General features: G+C 69.6%; 19 protein-coding genes. 18 read left to right on the forward strand and 1 reads right to left on the reverse strand.

Annotated features, from left to right (window positions below; genetic code table 11):
* Position 1 precedes the first annotated feature (1 nt).
* From KLP28_14680 to KLP28_14760, 17 genes are all read left to right on the forward strand, one after another.
* Positions 2-1189: an undecaprenyl/decaprenyl-phosphate alpha-N-acetylglucosaminyl 1-phosphate transferase gene (locus tag KLP28_14680; protein ID QWC84787.1), complete on the forward strand. Its 1188-nt coding sequence runs from the start codon at positions 2-4 to the stop codon at positions 1187-1189.
* Complete coding sequence (locus KLP28_14685; protein ID QWC84788.1) at positions 1186-1572, forward strand: hypothetical protein; 387 nt, start codon at positions 1186-1188, stop codon at positions 1570-1572. Before KLP28_14680 ends, KLP28_14685 begins: the two co-directional genes overlap by 4 nt.
* Before the next feature lie 54 nt (positions 1573-1626).
* A complete protein-coding gene (locus tag KLP28_14690; GenBank protein QWC84789.1) occupies positions 1627-1920 on the forward strand; it encodes an AtpZ/AtpI family protein in 294 nt (97 codons plus the stop codon).
* A 5-nt stretch (positions 1921-1925) separates the two neighbouring features.
* Positions 1926-2732: a F0F1 ATP synthase subunit A gene (gene atpB / locus KLP28_14695; GenBank protein ID QWC87004.1), complete on the forward strand. Its 807-nt coding sequence runs from the start codon at positions 1926-1928 to the stop codon at positions 2730-2732.
* Between the two features lie 112 nt (positions 2733-2844).
* Positions 2845-3051: an ATP synthase F0 subunit C gene (atpE, locus tag KLP28_14700; protein ID QWC84790.1), complete on the forward strand. Its 207-nt coding sequence runs from the start codon at positions 2845-2847 to the stop codon at positions 3049-3051.
* Between the two features lie 34 nt (positions 3052-3085).
* Positions 3086-3643, forward strand: coding sequence for a F0F1 ATP synthase subunit B (locus KLP28_14705; protein QWC84791.1), 558 nt, complete (start codon positions 3086-3088; stop codon positions 3641-3643).
* Positions 3643-4470: a F0F1 ATP synthase subunit delta gene (locus KLP28_14710; protein ID QWC84792.1), complete on the forward strand. Its 828-nt coding sequence runs from the start codon at positions 3643-3645 to the stop codon at positions 4468-4470. Before KLP28_14705 ends, KLP28_14710 begins: the two co-directional genes overlap by 1 nt.
* A gap of 71 nt (positions 4471-4541) precedes the next feature.
* Positions 4542-6185 (forward strand): F0F1 ATP synthase subunit alpha, encoded by a 1644-nt coding sequence (gene atpA / locus KLP28_14715; GenBank protein ID QWC84793.1) that lies wholly within the window; start codon positions 4542-4544, stop codon positions 6183-6185.
* 3 nt (positions 6186-6188) lie between these two features.
* Positions 6189-7127 (forward strand): F0F1 ATP synthase subunit gamma, encoded by a 939-nt coding sequence (locus KLP28_14720; GenBank protein QWC84794.1) that lies wholly within the window; start codon positions 6189-6191, stop codon positions 7125-7127.
* Between the two features lie 2 nt (positions 7128-7129).
* Positions 7130-8587 (forward strand): F0F1 ATP synthase subunit beta, encoded by a 1458-nt coding sequence (gene atpD, locus KLP28_14725; GenBank protein QWC84795.1) that lies wholly within the window; start codon positions 7130-7132, stop codon positions 8585-8587.
* A gap of 123 nt (positions 8588-8710) precedes the next feature.
* Entirely contained in the window at positions 8711-9091 is a 381-nt protein-coding gene (locus KLP28_14730) for a F0F1 ATP synthase subunit epsilon (GenBank protein ID QWC87005.1), read from the forward strand.
* A complete protein-coding gene (locus KLP28_14735; protein ID QWC87006.1) occupies positions 9088-9555 on the forward strand; it encodes a DUF2550 domain-containing protein in 468 nt (155 codons plus the stop codon). Before KLP28_14730 ends, KLP28_14735 begins: the two co-directional genes overlap by 4 nt.
* Before the next feature lie 32 nt (positions 9556-9587).
* Positions 9588-10160, forward strand: coding sequence for a cob(I)yrinic acid a,c-diamide adenosyltransferase (locus KLP28_14740; GenBank protein QWC84796.1), 573 nt, complete (start codon positions 9588-9590; stop codon positions 10158-10160).
* Positions 10161-10273: 113 nt separating this feature from the next.
* A complete protein-coding gene (locus tag KLP28_14745; GenBank protein QWC84797.1) occupies positions 10274-10594 on the forward strand; it encodes an STAS domain-containing protein in 321 nt (106 codons plus the stop codon).
* A gap of 85 nt (positions 10595-10679) precedes the next feature.
* On the forward strand, positions 10680-12719 hold the full coding sequence (locus tag KLP28_14750; protein QWC84798.1) for a protein meaA: 2040 nt from the start codon (positions 10680-10682) through the stop codon (positions 12717-12719).
* A gap of 128 nt (positions 12720-12847) precedes the next feature.
* Entirely contained in the window at positions 12848-15052 is a 2205-nt protein-coding gene (locus KLP28_14755) for a PAS domain S-box protein (GenBank protein QWC84799.1), read from the forward strand.
* 9 nt (positions 15053-15061) lie between these two features.
* Positions 15062-15745 (forward strand): hypothetical protein, encoded by a 684-nt coding sequence (locus KLP28_14760; GenBank protein QWC84800.1) that lies wholly within the window; start codon positions 15062-15064, stop codon positions 15743-15745.
* On the opposite strand, the gene nucS is transcribed toward KLP28_14760, so the two are convergent.
* Complete coding sequence (gene nucS, locus KLP28_14765) at positions 15697-16383, reverse strand: endonuclease NucS (protein QWC84801.1); 687 nt, start codon at positions 16381-16383, stop codon at positions 15697-15699. The two genes, KLP28_14760 and nucS, sit on opposite strands and share 49 nt — an antisense overlap.
* Positions 16384-16506: 123 nt before the next feature.
* Here nucS and KLP28_14770 point away from each other — a divergent pair, with 123 nt between their 5' ends.
* A complete protein-coding gene (locus KLP28_14770) occupies positions 16507-18129 on the forward strand; it encodes an alanine:cation symporter family protein (GenBank protein ID QWC84802.1) in 1623 nt (540 codons plus the stop codon).
* Positions 18130-18226: the final 97 nt, after the last annotated feature.

Here is an 18226-nt window from a genome sequence, read left to right on the forward strand (position 1 = left end):
CGTGCGCGAGTACGTCGTCGTCTTCCTGGTGGCCGCCGTGGTCACCTGGCTGCTCGGCGTCCTGGCCCGCGAGCTGGCGATGCGGGTGGGAGCCGTCGCGCGGGTGCGCGACCGTGACGTGCACGCCGTCCCGACGCCGTACTTCGGCGGGGTCGCGATGCTCGGGGGGCTCCTCGCCGCGTACTTCGTGGCGCGTCAGCTGCCCTTCCTCTCACGCGCCGCGGACACGGTCTTCCGCGACGCCGCGGTGGTGCTGCTCGCCGGCGCGCTCGTGTGCCTCTTCGGGGTCCTCGACGACGTCCTCGAGCTCGACGCGCTGACGAAGCTGGGGGGCCAGGTGCTCGCTGCAGGGCTGCTCGTGCTCTTCGGCGTGCAGTACTACGTGCTGCCCCTCCCCGGGGGTGCGCAGCTGTCGTTGGACGAGGGACAGGCGGCGATCCTGACGATCGTCCTGGTGGTCGCCTCGGTGAACGCGGTCAACTTCGTCGACGGGCTGGACGGTCTCGCGGCGGGCGTGGTCGGCTTCGGCGCGGTCGGGTTCTTCGCGTTCTCGTACGTGCTGGCCGCGCTCAACGGCGAGTCGCGCGCCATCACCGCGGCGGTGCTGTGCGCCGCCCTGGCCGGGGCGTGTGCGGGCTTCCTGCCGCACAACTTCTTCCCGGCCCGCATGTTCATGGGCGACTCGGGCTCGATGCTCCTGGGGCTCGTCCTGTCGGCCTCGACGTTGACGCTGACCGGTCAGTTCGTGCTCTTCGACCTGTCCCAGGGGGCGCTGGGCGAGGCGAGCTTCCTGCCTCTGGTCATCCCGGTCCTGCTTCCCCTGGCGGTGATGCTGCTGCCGTTCGTCGACCTCGTCCTCGCCGTCGTGCGCCGGCTGCGCGCCGGGGTCTCGCCGTTCGCCCCCGACAAGCAGCACCTGCACCACCGGATGCTGATGCTCGGCCACTCCCACCGGCGTGCCGTCCTCATCCTGTACCTCTGGGCCGGCCTCATCGCCGAGATCCTGGTCGTCGCCTCGCTGTTCACCGGACGCGTGGTCGTGCTCACGATCGCGATCAGTTCGCTGCTGGTGCTGGCGGCGACCTTCATCCTCCCGCGGGTCAACCAGCCCGGGGCGGTCACGAGCTGGGACGAGCTGGACCGGACGGACCGGCACGAGGCGTCACCCGAGGCGGGGGCGACGCCGTGAGACGACTCGTCCCGTGGGCCACGACCGTCCTGGGCTCGTCCGTGGCGGCAACCGTGCTGGTGGCGCTCGCGGCCACCGTCGGTGATGCGGAGGCGGTGGTCGCGGTCTGCGTCGCGATGGCGATGCTGCTGGTCGTGGCGGCCTTCAGCCTTCCCGTGCTCGCGGCCATGGGCCTCGCGCCGCACCTCGCCTTCCTGGTGGCACTGAGCACCTACGTCCTGCAGGTGCTGCTCGGCGCGTTGCTGCTCCGCGAAGGAGGGCCGGGTGGCGCGCTCGACGGGGTCCTCGACGCCCGCTGGCTCGGCGTCGCGCTGGTGGTCCTCGCGGTCGTCGCCACGGTCGGGGTCGTGACCGACCAGCTGCGCGCCGCACGCGCCGGCTGAGGGCCCGAGCCGCCGTCACGACCGGCGCCGTCTGCTGCTAGTGTCCTGCACGCGATGGACACCTCGGACGGCACGCCCGCGCAGCATGCGCAGGCGCCCGACCCGTGGCAGGCAGTGAGCTACATGCTGTCGGGTCTCATCGTCTACGGTCTGGCTGGTTACGGACTCGATGTGTGGCTGGGGACGTCGTTCCTGGTCGGGGTCGGGATCGTCATCGGCACCGGGCTCGGCGTGCTGATGGTCTGGATGCGCTGGGGCAGACCCCCGGCAGACTTCGACCCCCGGACCGGGCGCCGCCGCCACGCAGACGACACCGCAGAGACGACGACGGAGCAGGAGACGCAGTGAGCGCCATGTCACTGGTTCTGGCCAGCGAGGGTGAGGGCTTCACGTCCCCCGGGCCGATCGACTTCGAGTTCCCGCCGATCCCCGGCCTGGAGTTCGCGTGGCTGGGTGCCGAGGGCATCACCAAGCCCATGGCGCTGCTGGTCCTCGGTGGCATCCTCACCTTCGGCCTCCTCTACTGGGCGGCCGCCAAGGGCCAGATGGTGCCCGGCCGCGTGCAGTACGTCGGCGAGGTGAGCTACTCCTTCGTGCGGAACACCCTCGGCCGCGACGTCATCGGCAGTGAGCACTTCCTGCGCTACGTGCCGTTCCTGGTCACGTTGTTCTTCTTCATCCTCATCAACAACCTCTTCGCGGCCGTCCCGCTCATCCAGTTCCCGACGATGGCGCGCGCAGGCTTCCCGTACGCGTTGGCAGGCCTCGTCTGGTTCGTCTACATGGGTGTGGGCATCCGGCAGCACGGCTTCCTGAAGTTCTTGCGGCTGCAGACCATGCCGCCCGGTGTCCCGAAGCTCATGTACGTGCTGCTGATCCCGCTGGAGTTCCTCTCCAACATCTTGGTGCGGCCCATCACGCTCGGGCTGCGTCTGTTCGCCAACATGTTCGCGGGCCACCTGCTGGTCGTCCTCTTCGCGGTCGGCGGCGAGTACCTCCTGCTCGAGGCGAGTGCCGCGCTGAAGCCGGTCGGCATCCTGGCCTGGGTCATGTTCATCCTGATCGGCTTCCTGGAGCTGCTCGTGCAGTTCCTGCAGGCCTTCATCTTCACGATCCTGACGGCGCTCTACATCTCCAGCTCGCTGGAGGAGGAGCACTGAGACAGGCCGCGGCGCCTTGGTCGGCGCCGCTCACAGATCGCATCACCCGCTCAACCTGACGCACCATCACGAAGACCAGCACGGAGCTGGTCGCGACGAAAGGAACCCCACCATGAGTGGAAGCCTGAACATGGTCGGATACGGTCTCGCCGCAGTCGGCCCCGGTATCGGCATCGGCCTCATCTTCGCCGCCTACATCAACGGTGTGGCCCGGCAGCCGGAGGCGCAGAGCCGCCTCCAGACCATCGCGTTCATCGGCTTCGCGCTGACCGAGGCGCTCGCCATCATCGGTATCGGTCTCGCCTTCGCCATTCAGTGACCTGACCGATCCCGTTCAATCGAAGGGCTGATCCATGGAGTCTGTGATCCTCGCAGCGGGTGAACAACCCAACCCCCTGATCCCGGTTCTCGCCGAGATCCTGCTGCAGCTCGTGGTCATCGCGATCCTGTTCGAGCTGGTTCGCCGCTTCGTCGTGCCCGCGTTCGAGAAGACCTTCCACGAGCGCACCACGGCGATCGAGGGTGGTCTCAACGCGGCCGAGGCCAAGCAGGCCGAGGCCGACGCCAAGCTGGCCGAGCTCGAGCGCCAGCTCAGCGACGCCCGCCACGAGGCGGCGCGCATCCGCGAGGAGGCGCGCGAGCAGGGCACCGCGATCATCGCCGAGATGCGTGAGGAGGCCCAGGCCGAGGCCGACCGCATCAAGGAGCAGGGGCGCTCGCAGATCGAGGCCGAGCGCCAGCAGGCGGTCGCCTCGCTGCGTGCGGAGGTCGGCACGCTGGCCACCTCGCTCGCGAGCAAGATCGTCGGCGAGTCGCTGGAGGACGAGGCACGGCAGTCGCGCGTCGTCGAGCGCTTCCTGGGTGACCTCGAGGCGCAGGAGACGCTCGCCGGTCAGGGCGGGAACGCCTGATGGCCGTCGCTCCCGATCTCCGCGGTTCCTCCGAGGAATCGCTGCAGAAGCTCCTCGACGACATGTCGGGGCGGCTGGGCAGCGGCCAGGACGCGGCGTCGACGGGCGATGAGCTCCTCTCCGTCACGAGGCTGATCCGCAGCGAGGTGGCCTTGCGTCGGGCGCTGACCGACCCGGGTCTCCCGGCCGAGGTGAAGCAGCGTCTGGTCCGTGAGGTCGTCGGAAAGGATCTCGGTGAGGTCTCCCGTGAGATCGTCGCCGAGGCCGTCGCCTCCCGCTGGACGGCGGGCTCGCACCTGGTGCGCGCCATCGAGGAGCTCGGCGTCCACGCGGTCGTCCGGTCGGCCGACGCCGACCACGACGACGAGCGTGTCGCCGAGGAGCTCTTCGCGGTCCGCCGGGCGCTGGACGCCGAGCCGGGGCTGCGCGACGCCTTCGCGGACCGCAGCCGCTCCGCGGAGAGCAAGCAGGAGCTGGTCCGTACGCTGCTGGCCGGCTCCGCGGCGGACGCCACCGTGCGCCTGGTCGAGCAGGCGGTCGTGAGCGACCACCGGTCGATGGAACTGGCGCTGGCGTACTACCAGAAGGTCGCGGCCGCGTCTCACGACCGCAGGGTCGCGACCGTCACGGTGGCCACGGAGCTCACCGCGGAGGAGTCACAGCGACTGGCCTCCGCCCTGTCCGACCTGTACGGCACCGGTGTGCAGGTCAACACCATCGTCAACCCGGCCGTCCTCGGCGGGGTCAAGGTGGAGGTCGCCGACGACGTCATCGACGGCACCGTGGCGGCCCGCCTCCACGAGGCGCAGCGCCTGGTCTCCCGCTGACGCGGACGACCTCGGCCCCCGCAGTAGATTCACAGTCATCGCATACGAGCCCGACAAAGAGAGCAGGAATCATGACGGAGCTTTCGATCCGTCCGGACGACATCCGGGACGCGTTGCAGAAGTTCGTGTCGGAGTACGAGCCCGACGCCGCCAGCAAGGAGGAGGTCGGCACCGTCGCCGAGGCCGGTGACGGCATCGCGACCGTGACCGGTCTGCCGTCCGCGATGGCGAACGAGCTGCTGGAGTTCGAGGACGGCACGCGCGGTCTCGCGCTGAACCTCGACACCCGTGAGATCGGTGTCGTCGTGCTCGGTGACTTCGACGGCATCGAGGAGGGTCAATCCGTGCGCCGCACGGGGGAGATCCTCTCGGTCCCCGTCGGTGACAACTTCCTCGGTCGCGTCGTGGACCCGCTGGGTCGTGCGATCGACGGCCTGGGCGACATCGAGGCCGAGGGCCGTCGTGAGCTCGAGCTGCAGGCTCCAGGCGTCATGGTGCGCAAGTCGGTGCACGAGCCCCTGGCGACCGGCATCAAGGCGATCGACGCGATGACCCCGATCGGCCGCGGTCAGCGTCAGCTGATCATCGGCGACCGCTCGACGGGCAAGACGACGATCGCGATCGACACGATCATCAACCAGAAGGGCAACTGGGAGACCGGGGACCCCGAGAAGCAGGTGCGCTGCATCTACGTGGCGATCGGCCAGAAGGGCTCGACCATCGCCGCGGTGCGCGGTGCGCTGGAGGACGCGGGCGCGCTGGAGTACACGACGGTCGTGGCTGCACCGGCCTCGGAGTCGGCCGGCTTCAAGTACCTCGCCGCCTACACCGGCTCGGCCATCGGTCAGCACTGGATGTACGACGGCAAGCACGTCCTCATCGTGTTCGACGACCTCTCCAAGCAGGCCGACGCCTACCGCGCCGTGTCCCTGCTGCTGCGCCGCCCGCCGGGCCGTGAGGCCTACCCGGGTGACGTGTTCTACCTGCACAGCCGGCTCCTGGAGCGCTGCGCCAAGCTCTCCGACGACATGGGCAAGGGCTCGATGACGGGTCTGCCGATCGTCGAGACGCAGGCCAACGACGTCTCGGCGTTCATCCCGACCAACGTCATCTCGATCACCGACGGCCAGATCTTCCTCCAGTCCGACCTCTTCGCCTCCAACCAGCGGCCGGCCATCGATGTCGGTGTGTCCGTCTCCCGCGTGGGTGGCGCGGCCATGACCAAGGCGATGAAGAAGGTGACCGGTTCGCTGAAGGTGGACCTCGCGCAGTACCGCGACCTCGAGTCGTTCGCGATGTTCGCCTCCGACCTCGACGCCGCGTCGCGCCGTCAGCTCGACCGCGGCGAGCGGCTGATGCAGCTGCTGCGCCAGCCGGCGTACTCGCCGTACCCGGTGGAGGAGATGACGCTGTCGCTGTGGCTCGGCACCACCGGCCGCCTGGACCGCGTCCCCACCGACGACGTGCTGCGGTTCGAGGAGGAGTTCATCGAGTTCGTGAAGCGGACCGAGGGCGGTGTGCTCGACACCATCCGCGAGACGCACAAGTTCGAGGACGACACCGAGTCGACCGTCGAGTCGGCGTACGAGTCCTTCCTGGACCAGTTCGAGACGTCCGAGGGCGAGTCCATCAAGCCCTCCAAGCAGGAGAACATCGAGGCTGCGGACGCCGAGGACGAGGAGCAGGAGCAGATCACCAGGCAGAAGCGAGGCTGACGCATGGCTGACTCGCTGCGAGAGCTGCGCTCGAAGATCAAGTCGACCGAGTCGATGAAGAAGATCACGCGCGCCATGGAGCTCATCGCTGCGTCCCGCATCGTCAAGGCGCAGCAGCGGGCGCGTGCGGCGGCGCCGTACGCCCGGGAGCTGACGCGCTCGGTCGAGGCGATCGCGACGTACGCGAACGTCGACCACCCGCTGACCACCGAGCCCGAGGACGTCGGGCGCGCCGCGGTGCTCATCATCACCAGCGACCGCGGCCTCGCCGGCGCGTACTCGACCTCGGTGATCAAGGAGGGCGAGAGCCTCATCAAGCGGCTGCGCGAGGAGGGCAAGGAGGTCGAGCTCTACGTCACCGGACGCAAGGCGCAGGCCTATTACTCCTTCCGTGAACGGCCGATCGTCGAGTCCTGGACGGGCTTCTCCGACCAGCCCTCCTACGCCGACGCCAAGGCGATCGGCGAGGCGCTGATCGCGTCGTTCGTGCGCGAGGAGGACGAGGAGGCCGGCGAGGACGAGCCGGGTGGCAAGGGCGTGGGCGAGGTGCACGTGGTGTTCACCAAGTTCCAGTCCATGATCAGCCAGCAGCCGATCACCATCCGGATGCTGCCCCTCGAGATCGTCGAGGCCGACGAGGCCCCCTCGGGCGACGAGGTCCTCCCGCTCTACGAGTTCGAGCCCTCCGCCTCGGAGGTGCTGGACTCGCTGCTGCCCAAGTACGTCCAGAGCCGCATCTACTTCGCCCTGCTCCAGGCCGCGGCCTCCGAGCTGGCAGCCCGGCAGAAGGCCATGAAGTCCGCGACGGACAACGCCGAGGACCTCATCGAGAAGTACAAGCGGGTCGCCAACCAGGCCCGCCAGGCGGCCATCACCCAAGAGATCAGCGAGATCGTCGGCGGCGTCGAGGCGCTGTCCGGCTCGAACGGAAGAGGCGAGTGACCATGACGTCCATCCAGGAAAAGCGCAGCGTCAGCTCCGAGAAGGGCGCCGTCGGCCGGATCTCCCGCGTCATCGGCCCCGTCGTCGACGTCGAGTTCTCCGCCCAGGAGATGCCCGACATCTACAACAAGCTCGAGGTCGAGCTCGAGCTCGGTGGCCAGAAGCGAGTCATCTCGCTGGAGGTCGCCCAGCACATCGGTGACGGCATGGCCCGCACGATCTCCATGCAGCCCACCGACGGCCTGGTGCGCGGTCAGCAGGTGCAGGACACCGGCGACCCGATCTCCGTCCCGGTCGGCGACGCCACCCTCGGCCACGTCTTCAACGCGCTCGGCGACTGCCTCAACCTCGAGGAGGGCGAGGAGCTCGAGGTCAAGGAGCGTTGGGGCATCCACGGCAAGGCTCCCGACTTCGACCAGCTCGAGTCCAAGACCCAGATGTTCGAGACCGGCATCAAGGTCATCGACCTGCTGACGCCGTACGTCCAGGGCGGCAAGATCGGCCTCTTCGGCGGTGCCGGCGTGGGCAAGACCGTGCTCATCCAGGAGATGATCGCGCGAGTCGCGAAGAACCACGGTGGTGTGTCGGTCTTCGCCGGTGTGGGTGAGCGCACCCGCGAGGGCAACGACCTCATCGTGGAGATGGAGGAGGCGGGCGTCCTCGGTCAGACGGCGCTGGTCTTCGGGCAGATGGACGAGCCCCCGGGCACCCGGCTGCGCGTGGCGCTGTCGGCGCTGACGATGGCGGAGTACTTCCGCGACGTGCAGAACCAGGACGTGCTGCTGTTCATCGACAACATCTTCCGGTTCACCCAGGCGGGTTCCGAGGTCTCGACGCTGCTGGGCCGCATGCCCTCGGCGGTGGGCTACCAGCCGACGCTGGCCGACGAGATGGGTGCTCTGCAGGAGCGCATCACCTCCACGCGCGGTCACTCCATCACCTCGATGCAGGCGATCTACGTGCCCGCCGACGACTACACCGACCCGGCGCCGGCGACGACGTTCGCCCACCTCGACGCGACCACGGAGCTCTCCCGCGAGATCGCGTCGCAGGGCATCTACCCGGCGGTGGACCCCCTGACCTCGACCTCGCGCATCCTCGACGCGCAGTACATCGGCCAGGCCCACTACGACTGCGCCATCCGTGTCAAGGAGATCCTTCAGCGCAACAAGGAGCTGCAGGACATCATCGCGATCCTCGGTGTCGACGAGCTCTCCGAGGAGGACAAGGTCACCGTCTCGCGGGCGCGCCGCATCCAGCGCTTCCTCTCGCAGAACACCTACGTGGCCAAGCAGTTCACGGGCATCGAGGGCTCGACGGTCCCGATCGAGGAGACCATCGAGGCGTTCAACAAGATCGCCGAGGGCGAGTACGACCACGTCGCCGAGCAGGCGTTCTTCATGTGCGGCGGTCTCGACGACGTCGAGGAGAAGTGGGCGAAGATCCAGAAGGAGGGCTGAGCGAGAGCTCCAGCCCCCGTCGCGGGGGCCCGGCACGAGGCCGGGCCCACCGCGTCACACCGCACCGGCAGCCGGTCCGGTCGACGAACGAAGTGAGAGGGTAGCGGCGTGAGCGACGACGTCATGCAGGTGGATCTCGTGGCGGCCGACCGGCTGGTGTGGTCGGGCGAGGCCACGATGGTCATCGCACGGACCAGCGACGGCGACGTCGGCGTGCTGCCGAACCACAGCCCGATGCTGTCGGTGCTGGTCGAGTCGGTCGTCGAGGTGCGCACCACCGACGGCGAGGAGTGGGTGGCCGCCGTGGACTCCGGCTTCCTCTCCGTGGCTCGCAACCGTGTGGCGATCCTGTCCGAGCAGGCCGAGATGTCGCACGAGATCGACCTCGAGCACGCTCGGTCCGAGGTCGAGCGACTGCACTCCGCCGGGGAGGACGAGGACGACGCCCGCCGCGAGCTGGCCCGTCAGGAGGCCCGGGTGCGGGCAGCGGAGCGGTCCGCCTGACCAGTCCCGGCTCCGTCGCCGTCTGGTTCCTGGACGGCGCACTCCTGGTGCTCGCCCTCGTGGTGCTCACCGGTGTCTCGGTCGTGCTGCGCCGCCGGTTGCTGGCTCGTCAGGGCAGCACGTTCGAGCTCAGCGTCCGCGTACGCCACGGGCGACCCGGCCGCGGCTGGGTGCTGGGGATCGGCCGGTACGACGGCGAGTCGCTCCAGTGTTTCCGCATCTTCTCGCTCTCTCCCCGCCCGCTGCGCAGGTGGAAGCGTCACGCGTTGACCATCGAGGGCCGGCGCGACCCGGTGGGCGCGGAGTCGTACACGCTGTTCACGGGCCACGTGGTGGTCCGCTGCGCCGAGCGGGTGGGCGGTGAGCGCCGCGAGCTCGAGCTCGCGATGAGCGAGCCGAGCCTGCTCGGCCTGCAGTCGTGGTTGGAGTCCGGGCCGCCGCGCACCGCACCCCGGGCGGGCTGAGGAAGCGTCGAGGTGGGCCGTACGCTCGGGGCATGGTCAACCTGACGCGGATCTACACCCGGACGGGTGACGGCGGCACGACCCGGCTGGGCGACATGTCGGAGACTCGCAAGACCGACCCGCGCCTGGTGGCGTACGCGGACGTCGACGAGCTCAACAGCCAGCTCGGCGTCGTGCGGTCGTGCACCGATCTCGCACCGGAGGTCGACGACCTGCTGCAGCGTCTGCAGAACGAGCTGTTCGACCTCGGCGCCGACCTGTGCACCCCGGTCGTGGAGGACCCGGAGTTCCCTCCGCTGCGCATCGAGCAGGTCTACGTGGACCGGCTCGAGGAGCACTGCGACACCTTCAACGCCGACCTGCAGCCGCTACGGTCCTTCATCCTGCCGGGCGGCACTCCTGCCGCGGCGCAGCTGCACGTGGCGCGCACGGTCTGCCGTCGCGCCGAGCGGGCGGCCTGGGCCGCCTGGGACGAGCACGCGGAGTCGATGAATCCGCTCGCGACCCGCTATCTCAACCGTCTCTCCGACCTGCTGTTCATCCTCGCCAGGCACGCGAACCTCGCGCAGGGCGACGTGCTGTGGCAGCCCGGCGGGGAGCGCTGACGCGTCCACCGCGACATCCACTGATCACAAAACGGACACGTCCTGACGTGTCGTGACCTCGATGTCCCTCGAGGGCCGCAGACTGAGTACCGGCGGTCGCGGAGGGGGCGCACATGGGGAACGCACAGGCAACGGCCGAGGACGTCGTGCGCCTCGAAGGGGTGCTCGACGGACGCCATGCGCCGGCGGTGCGCGCGGCGTTGTACGAGACGCTCGCCTCCGTACGCCACGGGGGCACCTGCACCGTGGACCTCTCCGCCGCCACGTTGGTCGACCTGACCGTGCTGCGAGCGGTCGCGGTGGCCTCGCGCCACGCCGAACGTGCCGGCGTGCATGTCGTGCTGCGCGGAGGACCTGCGGCCGTACGCCGGTGCGTCCAGCTGTCCGGGCTCGGTCGCTGGCTGCGCTGGGACCGGTCCGACTCCGCTGCCTGAACCAGCCACGAGCCCCCCGGCGGGTGGGGTTCGTCTCACGTCATCGACCTGCCGCGGCGAGGTGACCCGCCAGTAGGATCCGGCCATGAGCGAGAGCGAGCAGCACCCCGCCGGCGCCGGAGACGAGCCCAAGCCCAAGTCGCGTCCGTGGGTCATGCGCACCTACGCCGGGCACAGCTCGGCCACGGAGTCGAACAAGCTGTACCGCACGAACCTCTCCAAGGGACAGACCGGCCTCTCGGTCGCCTTCGACCTCCCGACGCAGACGGGCTACGACCCGGACTCCGCGCTGGCGCGGGGGGAGGTCGGCAAGGTCGGCGTCCCCGTGCCGCACCTGGGTGAGATGCGGCGGCTCTTCGAGGACATCCCGCTCACCGACATGAACACGTCGATGACCATCAACGCGACCGCGATGTGGCTGCTCGCGCTCTACCAGGTCGCGGCCGAGGAGCAGAACCCCGACCTGTCCGCCGAGGAGGTGGCCGCGCAGCTGGCGGGCACCACCCAGAACGACATCATCAAGGAGTACCTCTCCCGGGGCACCTACGTCTTCCCGCCCGAGCACTCCCTGCGGCTGATCAGCGACATGATCAGCTACACCGTCCACCAGATCCCGAAGTGGAACCCGATCAACATCTGCAGTTACCACCTGCAGGAGGCGGGCGCGACACCGACGCAGGAGCTGGCGTACGCGCTGTGCACGGCCATCGCGGTCCTCGACGAGGTCAAGGCCTCTGGTCAGGTCGCGGAGGAGGACTTCGCGAAGGTCGTCGGGCGCATCTCCTTCTTCGTCAACGCCGGGGTGCGCTTCGTCGAGGAGATGTGCAAGATGCGCGCCTTCGTCGAGCTCTGGGACGAGATCACGCGCGAGCGCTACGGCGTGACCGATGAGAAGATGCGCCGCTTCCGCTACGGCGTCCAGGTCAACAGCCTGGGGCTGACCGAGGCCCAGCCGGAGAACAACGTGCAGCGCATCGTCCTGGAGATGCTGGGCGTGACGCTGTCGAAGACCGCCCGTGCGCGCGCGGTGCAGCTGCCTGCCTGGAACGAGGCCCTCGGCCTGCCGCGCCCGTGGGACCAGCAGTGGTCGCTGCGGCTGCAGCAGGTGCTGGCCTTCGAGTCCGACCTGTTGGAGTACGAGGACCTCTTCGACGGCTCCCACGTGGTGGAGCGGAAGGTCGCCGAGCTCGTGGCGAGCGCGCGCGAGGAGATGGACCGCGTGCAGGCGATGGGCGGTGCGATCGCGGCGGTGGAGACGGGCTACATGAAGCAGGCGCTCGTGTCCTCCCACGCACGGCGACGCGCACGCATCGAGGCGGGCGACGACAAGGTCGTGGGCGTCAACGCCTTCACCACCACCGAGCCCTCGCCGCTGACCGCCGACCTCGACGGCGCCATCCAGGTCGCCGACCCCGAGGCCGAGCGCGCGGCGCTCGCCGGTCTGGCGGAGTGGAAGGAGCAGCGGGACGAGCACGCTGTGACGACATCGCTGGAGCGGCTGGCCTCGGACGCGAAGTCCGACGCGAACCTCATGGCCGCCACGCTGGCGGCCGCCCGGGCCGGTGCCACGACGGGGGAGTGGGCCGGCACGTTGCGCGAGGTCTTCGGCGAGTTCCGTGCGCCGACCGGGGTCACCGGCGCCGTCGGCGTGGTCGAGGCCGGCAACGAGCTGACCGCGGTGCGTACGCGCGTCTCCGACACCGGTGACGAGCTGGGTGGACGACTGCGCCTGCTGGTCGGGAAACCCGGTCTCGACGGACACTCCAACGGCGCCGAACAGGTCGCGGTGCGGGCGCGCGACGCGGGCTTCGAGGTCGTCTACCAGGGCATCCGGCTGACCCCGGAGCAGATCGTCGCCGCCGCGGTCGCCGAGGACGTGCACTGCGTCGGGCTCTCCATCCTGTCCGGTTCGCACATGGAGCTGGTGCCCGCCGTCCTCGAAGGCCTCCGCAAGGCCGGGCTGGGAGACCTGCCGGTGATCGTCGGCGGGATCATCCCCGGCTCGGACGCGGCACGGCTTCGCGAGCAGGGTGTGGCCGCGGTCTTCACGCCGAAGGATTTCGGGCTCACCGAGATCATGGGTGGCATCGTCGACGTGATCCGCGAAGCGAACGGCCTGGCCTGACTCCTCACGCGTCTCCGGCCCCAGGGTGAAGAACGGGCGTTTCCGCCACGCCGGACCCGCGACAGACCTAGGCTCCACGACGGAGGCGTCGTCTGGCGCCGGGGGGCCGGCGAGGGGGAGTCTGCGCGATGACGGTTCACGAGGCGGGGCCGGAACGGCTTCCGCGGGCGCCGGTGTCCCCGGTCGCGCCCGTACGCGCCTCGTCGCCGGAGTTCGCGTGGGTCGAGTGGCTCCCTGACGCCATCCTGGTGCTGGACCCCGGGGGCCGCGTCCTCGCCGACAACGGCTGCGCGCGCGACCTCTTCGGGCAGGCCCCGCTGCTCGGCGCCGGCGTCGAGGAGCTGCTGCCGGGGTGGCGCCGCCGCACGACACCGGCCCGCGACGGAGCGCGGCCGTACGCCACGATGGCGCGCCGCGCGGGCGGTGAGCTGGCGCGTGTCGACGTGTCGGAGAAGTCGTTGGAGGGCGTGGACGCCGGGGTCGTGCTGCTCGTCGTGCGCCCCTCGACCTCCACCAGCGGGCTCGAGCTGTTCCGCAACCTCGTCGAGGTCGACCCGGACGCCAAGATCCTGGTCGACGAGACCGGTGCCATCGCGCTGGTGAACGCACGCACCGAGAAGATGTTCGGTTTCCTGCGTGATGAGCTGCTCGGACTGCCGGTCGCCGCCATCCTGCCCGGCGAGGTCACCGGTGCCGAGGCGCTCGGCGACGATGCGGGCTCGGTGCGTGAGATCACCGCCCGTCGACGGGACGGCAGCGCGTTCCCCGCCGAGGTGTCCCTGGCCTCGGTGCGGACGGATTCCGGCCGCGCCGTGCTGGCCGCCATCCGCGACGTCAGCGACAAGTGGTTCGCCCAGCACCGCTTCCAGCAGCTCGTCGAGCACGCGCCGGACGCGAAGGTCATCGTCGACGAGGACGGGACGATCGCCCTCGTCAACGCCCAGACCGAGCACGTGTTCGGCTACGACCGGACCCAGGTGGTCGGTCGACCGGTCGAGCTGCTCCTGCCCGACGCGGTCGGCAGCTACCTGCGCGAGCTCCGTGAGGACCCGGACCGCGCCGCCGGACGACACACGATCGTGTCCGGCGACGCGGACTGGGTGGGCCGTCGCGCCGACGGCACCGACTTCCCGGTCGAGGTGTCGTTGAGCCTGCTGCAGACCGAGGACGGCCTGCTGGTCTCGGCGGCGGTGCGGGACCTCACCGAGCGCAGGATGGCCGAACGACGGTTCCGTGACCTGCTGGAGTCGGCGCCTGACGGCAAGGTGATCGCCGACGAGGACGGCCTGATCGTGCTGGTGAACCAGCGCACCGAGGAGCTGTTCGGCTGGACGCGCGAGGAGATGATCGGCTCCCCGATCGAGATGCTCCTGCCCTTCGAGCTGCGCGAGCGTCACCGCGCGCACCGTGCCGGCTTCCGGCACGCGGAGCGCCCCCTGCAGATGGGGGCGGGCAACGACCTGCGAGCCCTGCGCAAGGACGGGTCGTACTTCCCGGTCGAGATCACGCTGGCCCCCCTGCAGACCGAGGACGGGGTGCTGGTCTCCGCGGCGGTGCGCGACATCTCCGAGCGGGTGGCCCTGCAGGCGGAGTCCGAGCGCATGAAGTCGGAGTTCTTCGCGACCTTGTCGCACGAGCTGCGTACGCCCCTGACCTCGATCATCGGCTACGGCGAGATGCTCGAGGACATGGACGACGACAGCATGAGTCCGGTCGCACGCCGTTTCCTCGAGGTGATCTCGCGCAGCGCGGCACGCGAGCTGCGCCTGGTCGACGACCTGCTGACGCTGGTGGCGATCGAGGACTCGAGCTTCGACGTCAACCCCACGCGTTCGTCGCTGGTGGCCGTCGTCCGGCAGGCCGTCGCCGAGGCCGCGCCGGCCGCGCACGAGGCCGGTCAGGAGATCCGGCTCATCGGCCTCGACGACGAGCTCGCGGAGGGTCTGTTCGTCGAGCTGGACGAGCAGCGCCTCACGATGGCTCTGGCACACCTCACGCAGAACGTGGTCAAGCACTGCCCGCGCGGCACGCGTCTCGACGTCAGCGTCCACGCCACCGAGGACTCGGTGGTGCTCGAGCTGAGCGACGACGGACCGGGCATCGGGGACGGAGAGCTGTCGCACGTCTTCGAGCGTCTGTTCCGCGGGGCGGACGCCGTCCGCGACGAGCGGCAGGGCGCCGGACTCGGTCTGCCGATCGCGAAGGCGATCGTCGAGGGTCACGGCGGGAGGCTGGTCGGAGAGTCCGCACCCGGTCGCGGCACCACCTTCCGGGTGATCCTCCCGAAGCAGCGCTCGACCTCGCCCCGGCAACTCTCAGGCGTCGACGCCTAGCCTGACGGCATGGACCGTCGTCTGCTCGTCGCGCTCTTCGCCCTGCCCGGTCTCGCCATGGCCGGTGGCGCCGTGCTGCACCCCAGCCCGCCGAACGCGTTCCGGCCGGAGACCGCCGAGCTGTGGTTCCAGCTGCACGTCGTCGGCATCCTGGGGTTCCCCCTGGTGGGTGTCGCGCTCATCGCGCTCTACCACCGGCACCTGCTCGGTCCGGCGGACCCGGAGGGCGGGTGGCTCGCCCGCTGGGCCGTGAGAGGCGTCGTCGGCGTGACCGGCTACGTCTACGCCACGTTCTACACCGCCCTGGACGTGCTCGCAGGCGTGGGCAACGGCTACGTCCTGATGCGCAAGGAGGACACCGGCGACCGCGAGGAGATCGGGCTCATCTTCAGCATCGGCGACCAGCTGGGGTACGTCGGCTCGTGGGCGCTCATGATCTGCGTGCTCGTCGTGGCGGTGGACCACCTGGTGCGCCACCGCCTCCGCGCTGTCGGCGGCCTGCTGCTGCTGCCCGGCGCCTATCTCGTGCACACCGACCACATCTTCTCCCCGCTGGGACTGGTCGGAATGCTCCTGCTCGGCGCGGGCACGGCCTCGCTGGCTTGGGCGGCGCTGTTCGCCCCCGGCCGGCCGACGAAGGTAGGTCAGAAGAGCCTGGACGAGGGGTCGTCGACGCCGCGCAGCGCGTCGTAGTCGACCACGGCACAGGTGATGCCGCGGTCCTCGGCCAGCACCCGGGCCTGGGGCCTGATCTCCTGGGCGGCGAAGATGCCGCGCACGGGCCCCTTCGCGGTGAGGAGCGGGTCGCGGTTGAGCAGCTCGAGGTAGCGCGTGAGCTGCTCGACGCCGTCGATGTCACCCCGACGCTTGATCTCGACCGCGACCGAGCCGCCCACCCCGTCACGGCACATCAGGTCGACCGGTCCGATGGCGGTCGGGAACTCCCGGCGTACGAGCGTCAGGCCGGTCGACAGGGTGGCGGGGTGCTCGGCCAGCAGCTCCTGGAGGTGCTTCTCGACGCCGTCCTTCTGCAACCCCGGGTCGACGCCGAGGTCGTGGCTGGAGTCGTGCAGCACCTCCTCGATGGTGATGCGGAGGGTGTCGTCGCTCTTGGCCGCGGCGACCGTCCACACCGCGCGACCGTCGTCGTCAAGGGCCTCACGCAGGGTGCATGGAGGACTCATCCAGTTCAGCGGCTTGTAGGAGCCGCCGTCGGAGTGGACCAGCACGGAGCCGTCGCCCTTGACCATCACCACCCGCGTGGCCATGGGGAGGTGGGCGCTGAGCCGACCGGCGTAGTCGACCTGGCAGCGGGCGACGAGGAGTCTCACGGGGCGACAGCGTACGTCGTGGACCTGTTCCGGCGGTCCGGGCGGGGACGACTCGTGTGAACGGCGCGTACCGATCCGCGCGGGGTGCTTCACATCACGACCTCGGTGGTGTTCCCTGTCGGGATGACTCCCGTGATCGCGCAATTGGTCGCCCCGCTCGAACGTGCCGTGACACTCGCGGCCGAGGGCGACGAGCCGACGGGGTTCATCCCTCGTCTCGAGGAGGCCATCAACTCGATCTTCGAACCGGTGGCCGAGGTCGCCACGAACGTCATCTTCTTCAGTTTCACCGTCGGGGGCGTCGCCATCACGCCCATCGTCTTCTGGCTCGTGATCGCCGCCGTGATCTTCACGATCTACTTCAAGGCGCCGCAGGTCACGGGCCTGCGCACGTCGTGGGACCTCGTGCGGGGCAAGTACTCACGCGCGAGTGATCCCGGCGAGGTGACCCACTTCCAAGCCCTGTCATCGGCGCTCTCGGGCACGGTCGGCCTCGGCAACATCGCGGGAGTCGCGGTGGCGATGACCGTGGGCGGCGCGGGCGCGCTGTTCTGGATGGTCGTGGCGGGTCTGCTCGGCATGTGCACGAAGTTCGTGGAGTGCACCCTCGGTGTCCGGTACCGCATCGTCCACGAGGACGGAACCGTCACGGGGGGCCCGTTCACCTACCTGCCGGTCGCGTACGACCGGCTCGGGCAGAAGCTCGTCAAGAACCCGTCGGACGGCATGAGGACGGTCGGGCGCATCCTGAACCGCGCGGCCGTCGCCGGCTTCGCCATCGCACTGCTCCTGTTCGGCGCCCTGGGTGGCAACGCATTCCAGTCCAACCAGACGTTCGCGCAGGCGCGCGAGATCACCGGTGGTGAGGGTGGACTGCTCGACTCGGCCCTCGCCTCGCTCATCTTCGGCCTGATCCTCGCGGGACTGGTCGGCGTCGTCATCATCGGCGGCGTCAAGTCGATCGGGGCGGTGACCAGCCGTCTGGTGCCGATCATGGGCCTGCTCTACGTCGGCGCCTGCCTGTTCGTCATCGGCTCCAACCTGGGCCAGGTGCCCTCGGCGGCAGGCGACATCATCACCGGCGCGTTCGGCATCCCCGAGGTCTCCGGCGGTGTCATCGGCGTGCTCATCGTCGGCTTCCAGCGTGCGGCGTTCTCCAACGAGGCGGGCGTCGGCTCGGCACCGATCGTGCACTCGGCGGTGAAGACCAAGCACCCGGTCTCAGAGGGGTACGTCGCGCTGCTCGAGCCCTTCATCGACACCGTCGTGATCTGCTCGATGACGGCGCTGACCATCATCATCGCGGGCGTGCCGCAGTACACCGACAACATCGGCTCGAGCATCAGCAACGATGCGGGTGTCGTGCTCACCTCACGGTCCTTCGACACCTTCATCCCCGGCTTCGACGTCATGCTCACCATCGCGGTGGCCCTCTTCGCCTTCTCGACGCTGATCACCTGGAGCTACTACACGCTCAAGGCGTGGACCACGCTCGTCGGTCGCAGCCGGGCCAAGGAAAACGCGTTCAAGATCATCTTCCTGGTGTTCACGGTGCTCGGCGCGGTGGTCAACCTGGGCTCGGTGCTGGACTTCGCCGACGCGATGCTCTTCGTGTGCGCCCTGTTCAACCTGGCCGCCTGCTACGTGCTCCTGCCGATCGTGCGCGAGGAGGTGCGCAACTTCCGCCAGGGTCGTCAGTCGGGCGACATCGCGGTCGTGCCGGTGGAGGAGCGCGCCACGACCTGAGCGACACCGATCGGCACGTGATCGACAACTGAGACGCGCCGTCCGCCACGTGAGACTTCACACGAGGCGGACGGCGTCGTCGTCCTGAGAGGATGCC

The sequence above is a fragment of the Nocardioidaceae bacterium genome (assembly GCA_018672315.1).
Lineage (GTDB): Bacteria > Actinomycetota > Actinomycetes > Propionibacteriales > Nocardioidaceae > TYQ2.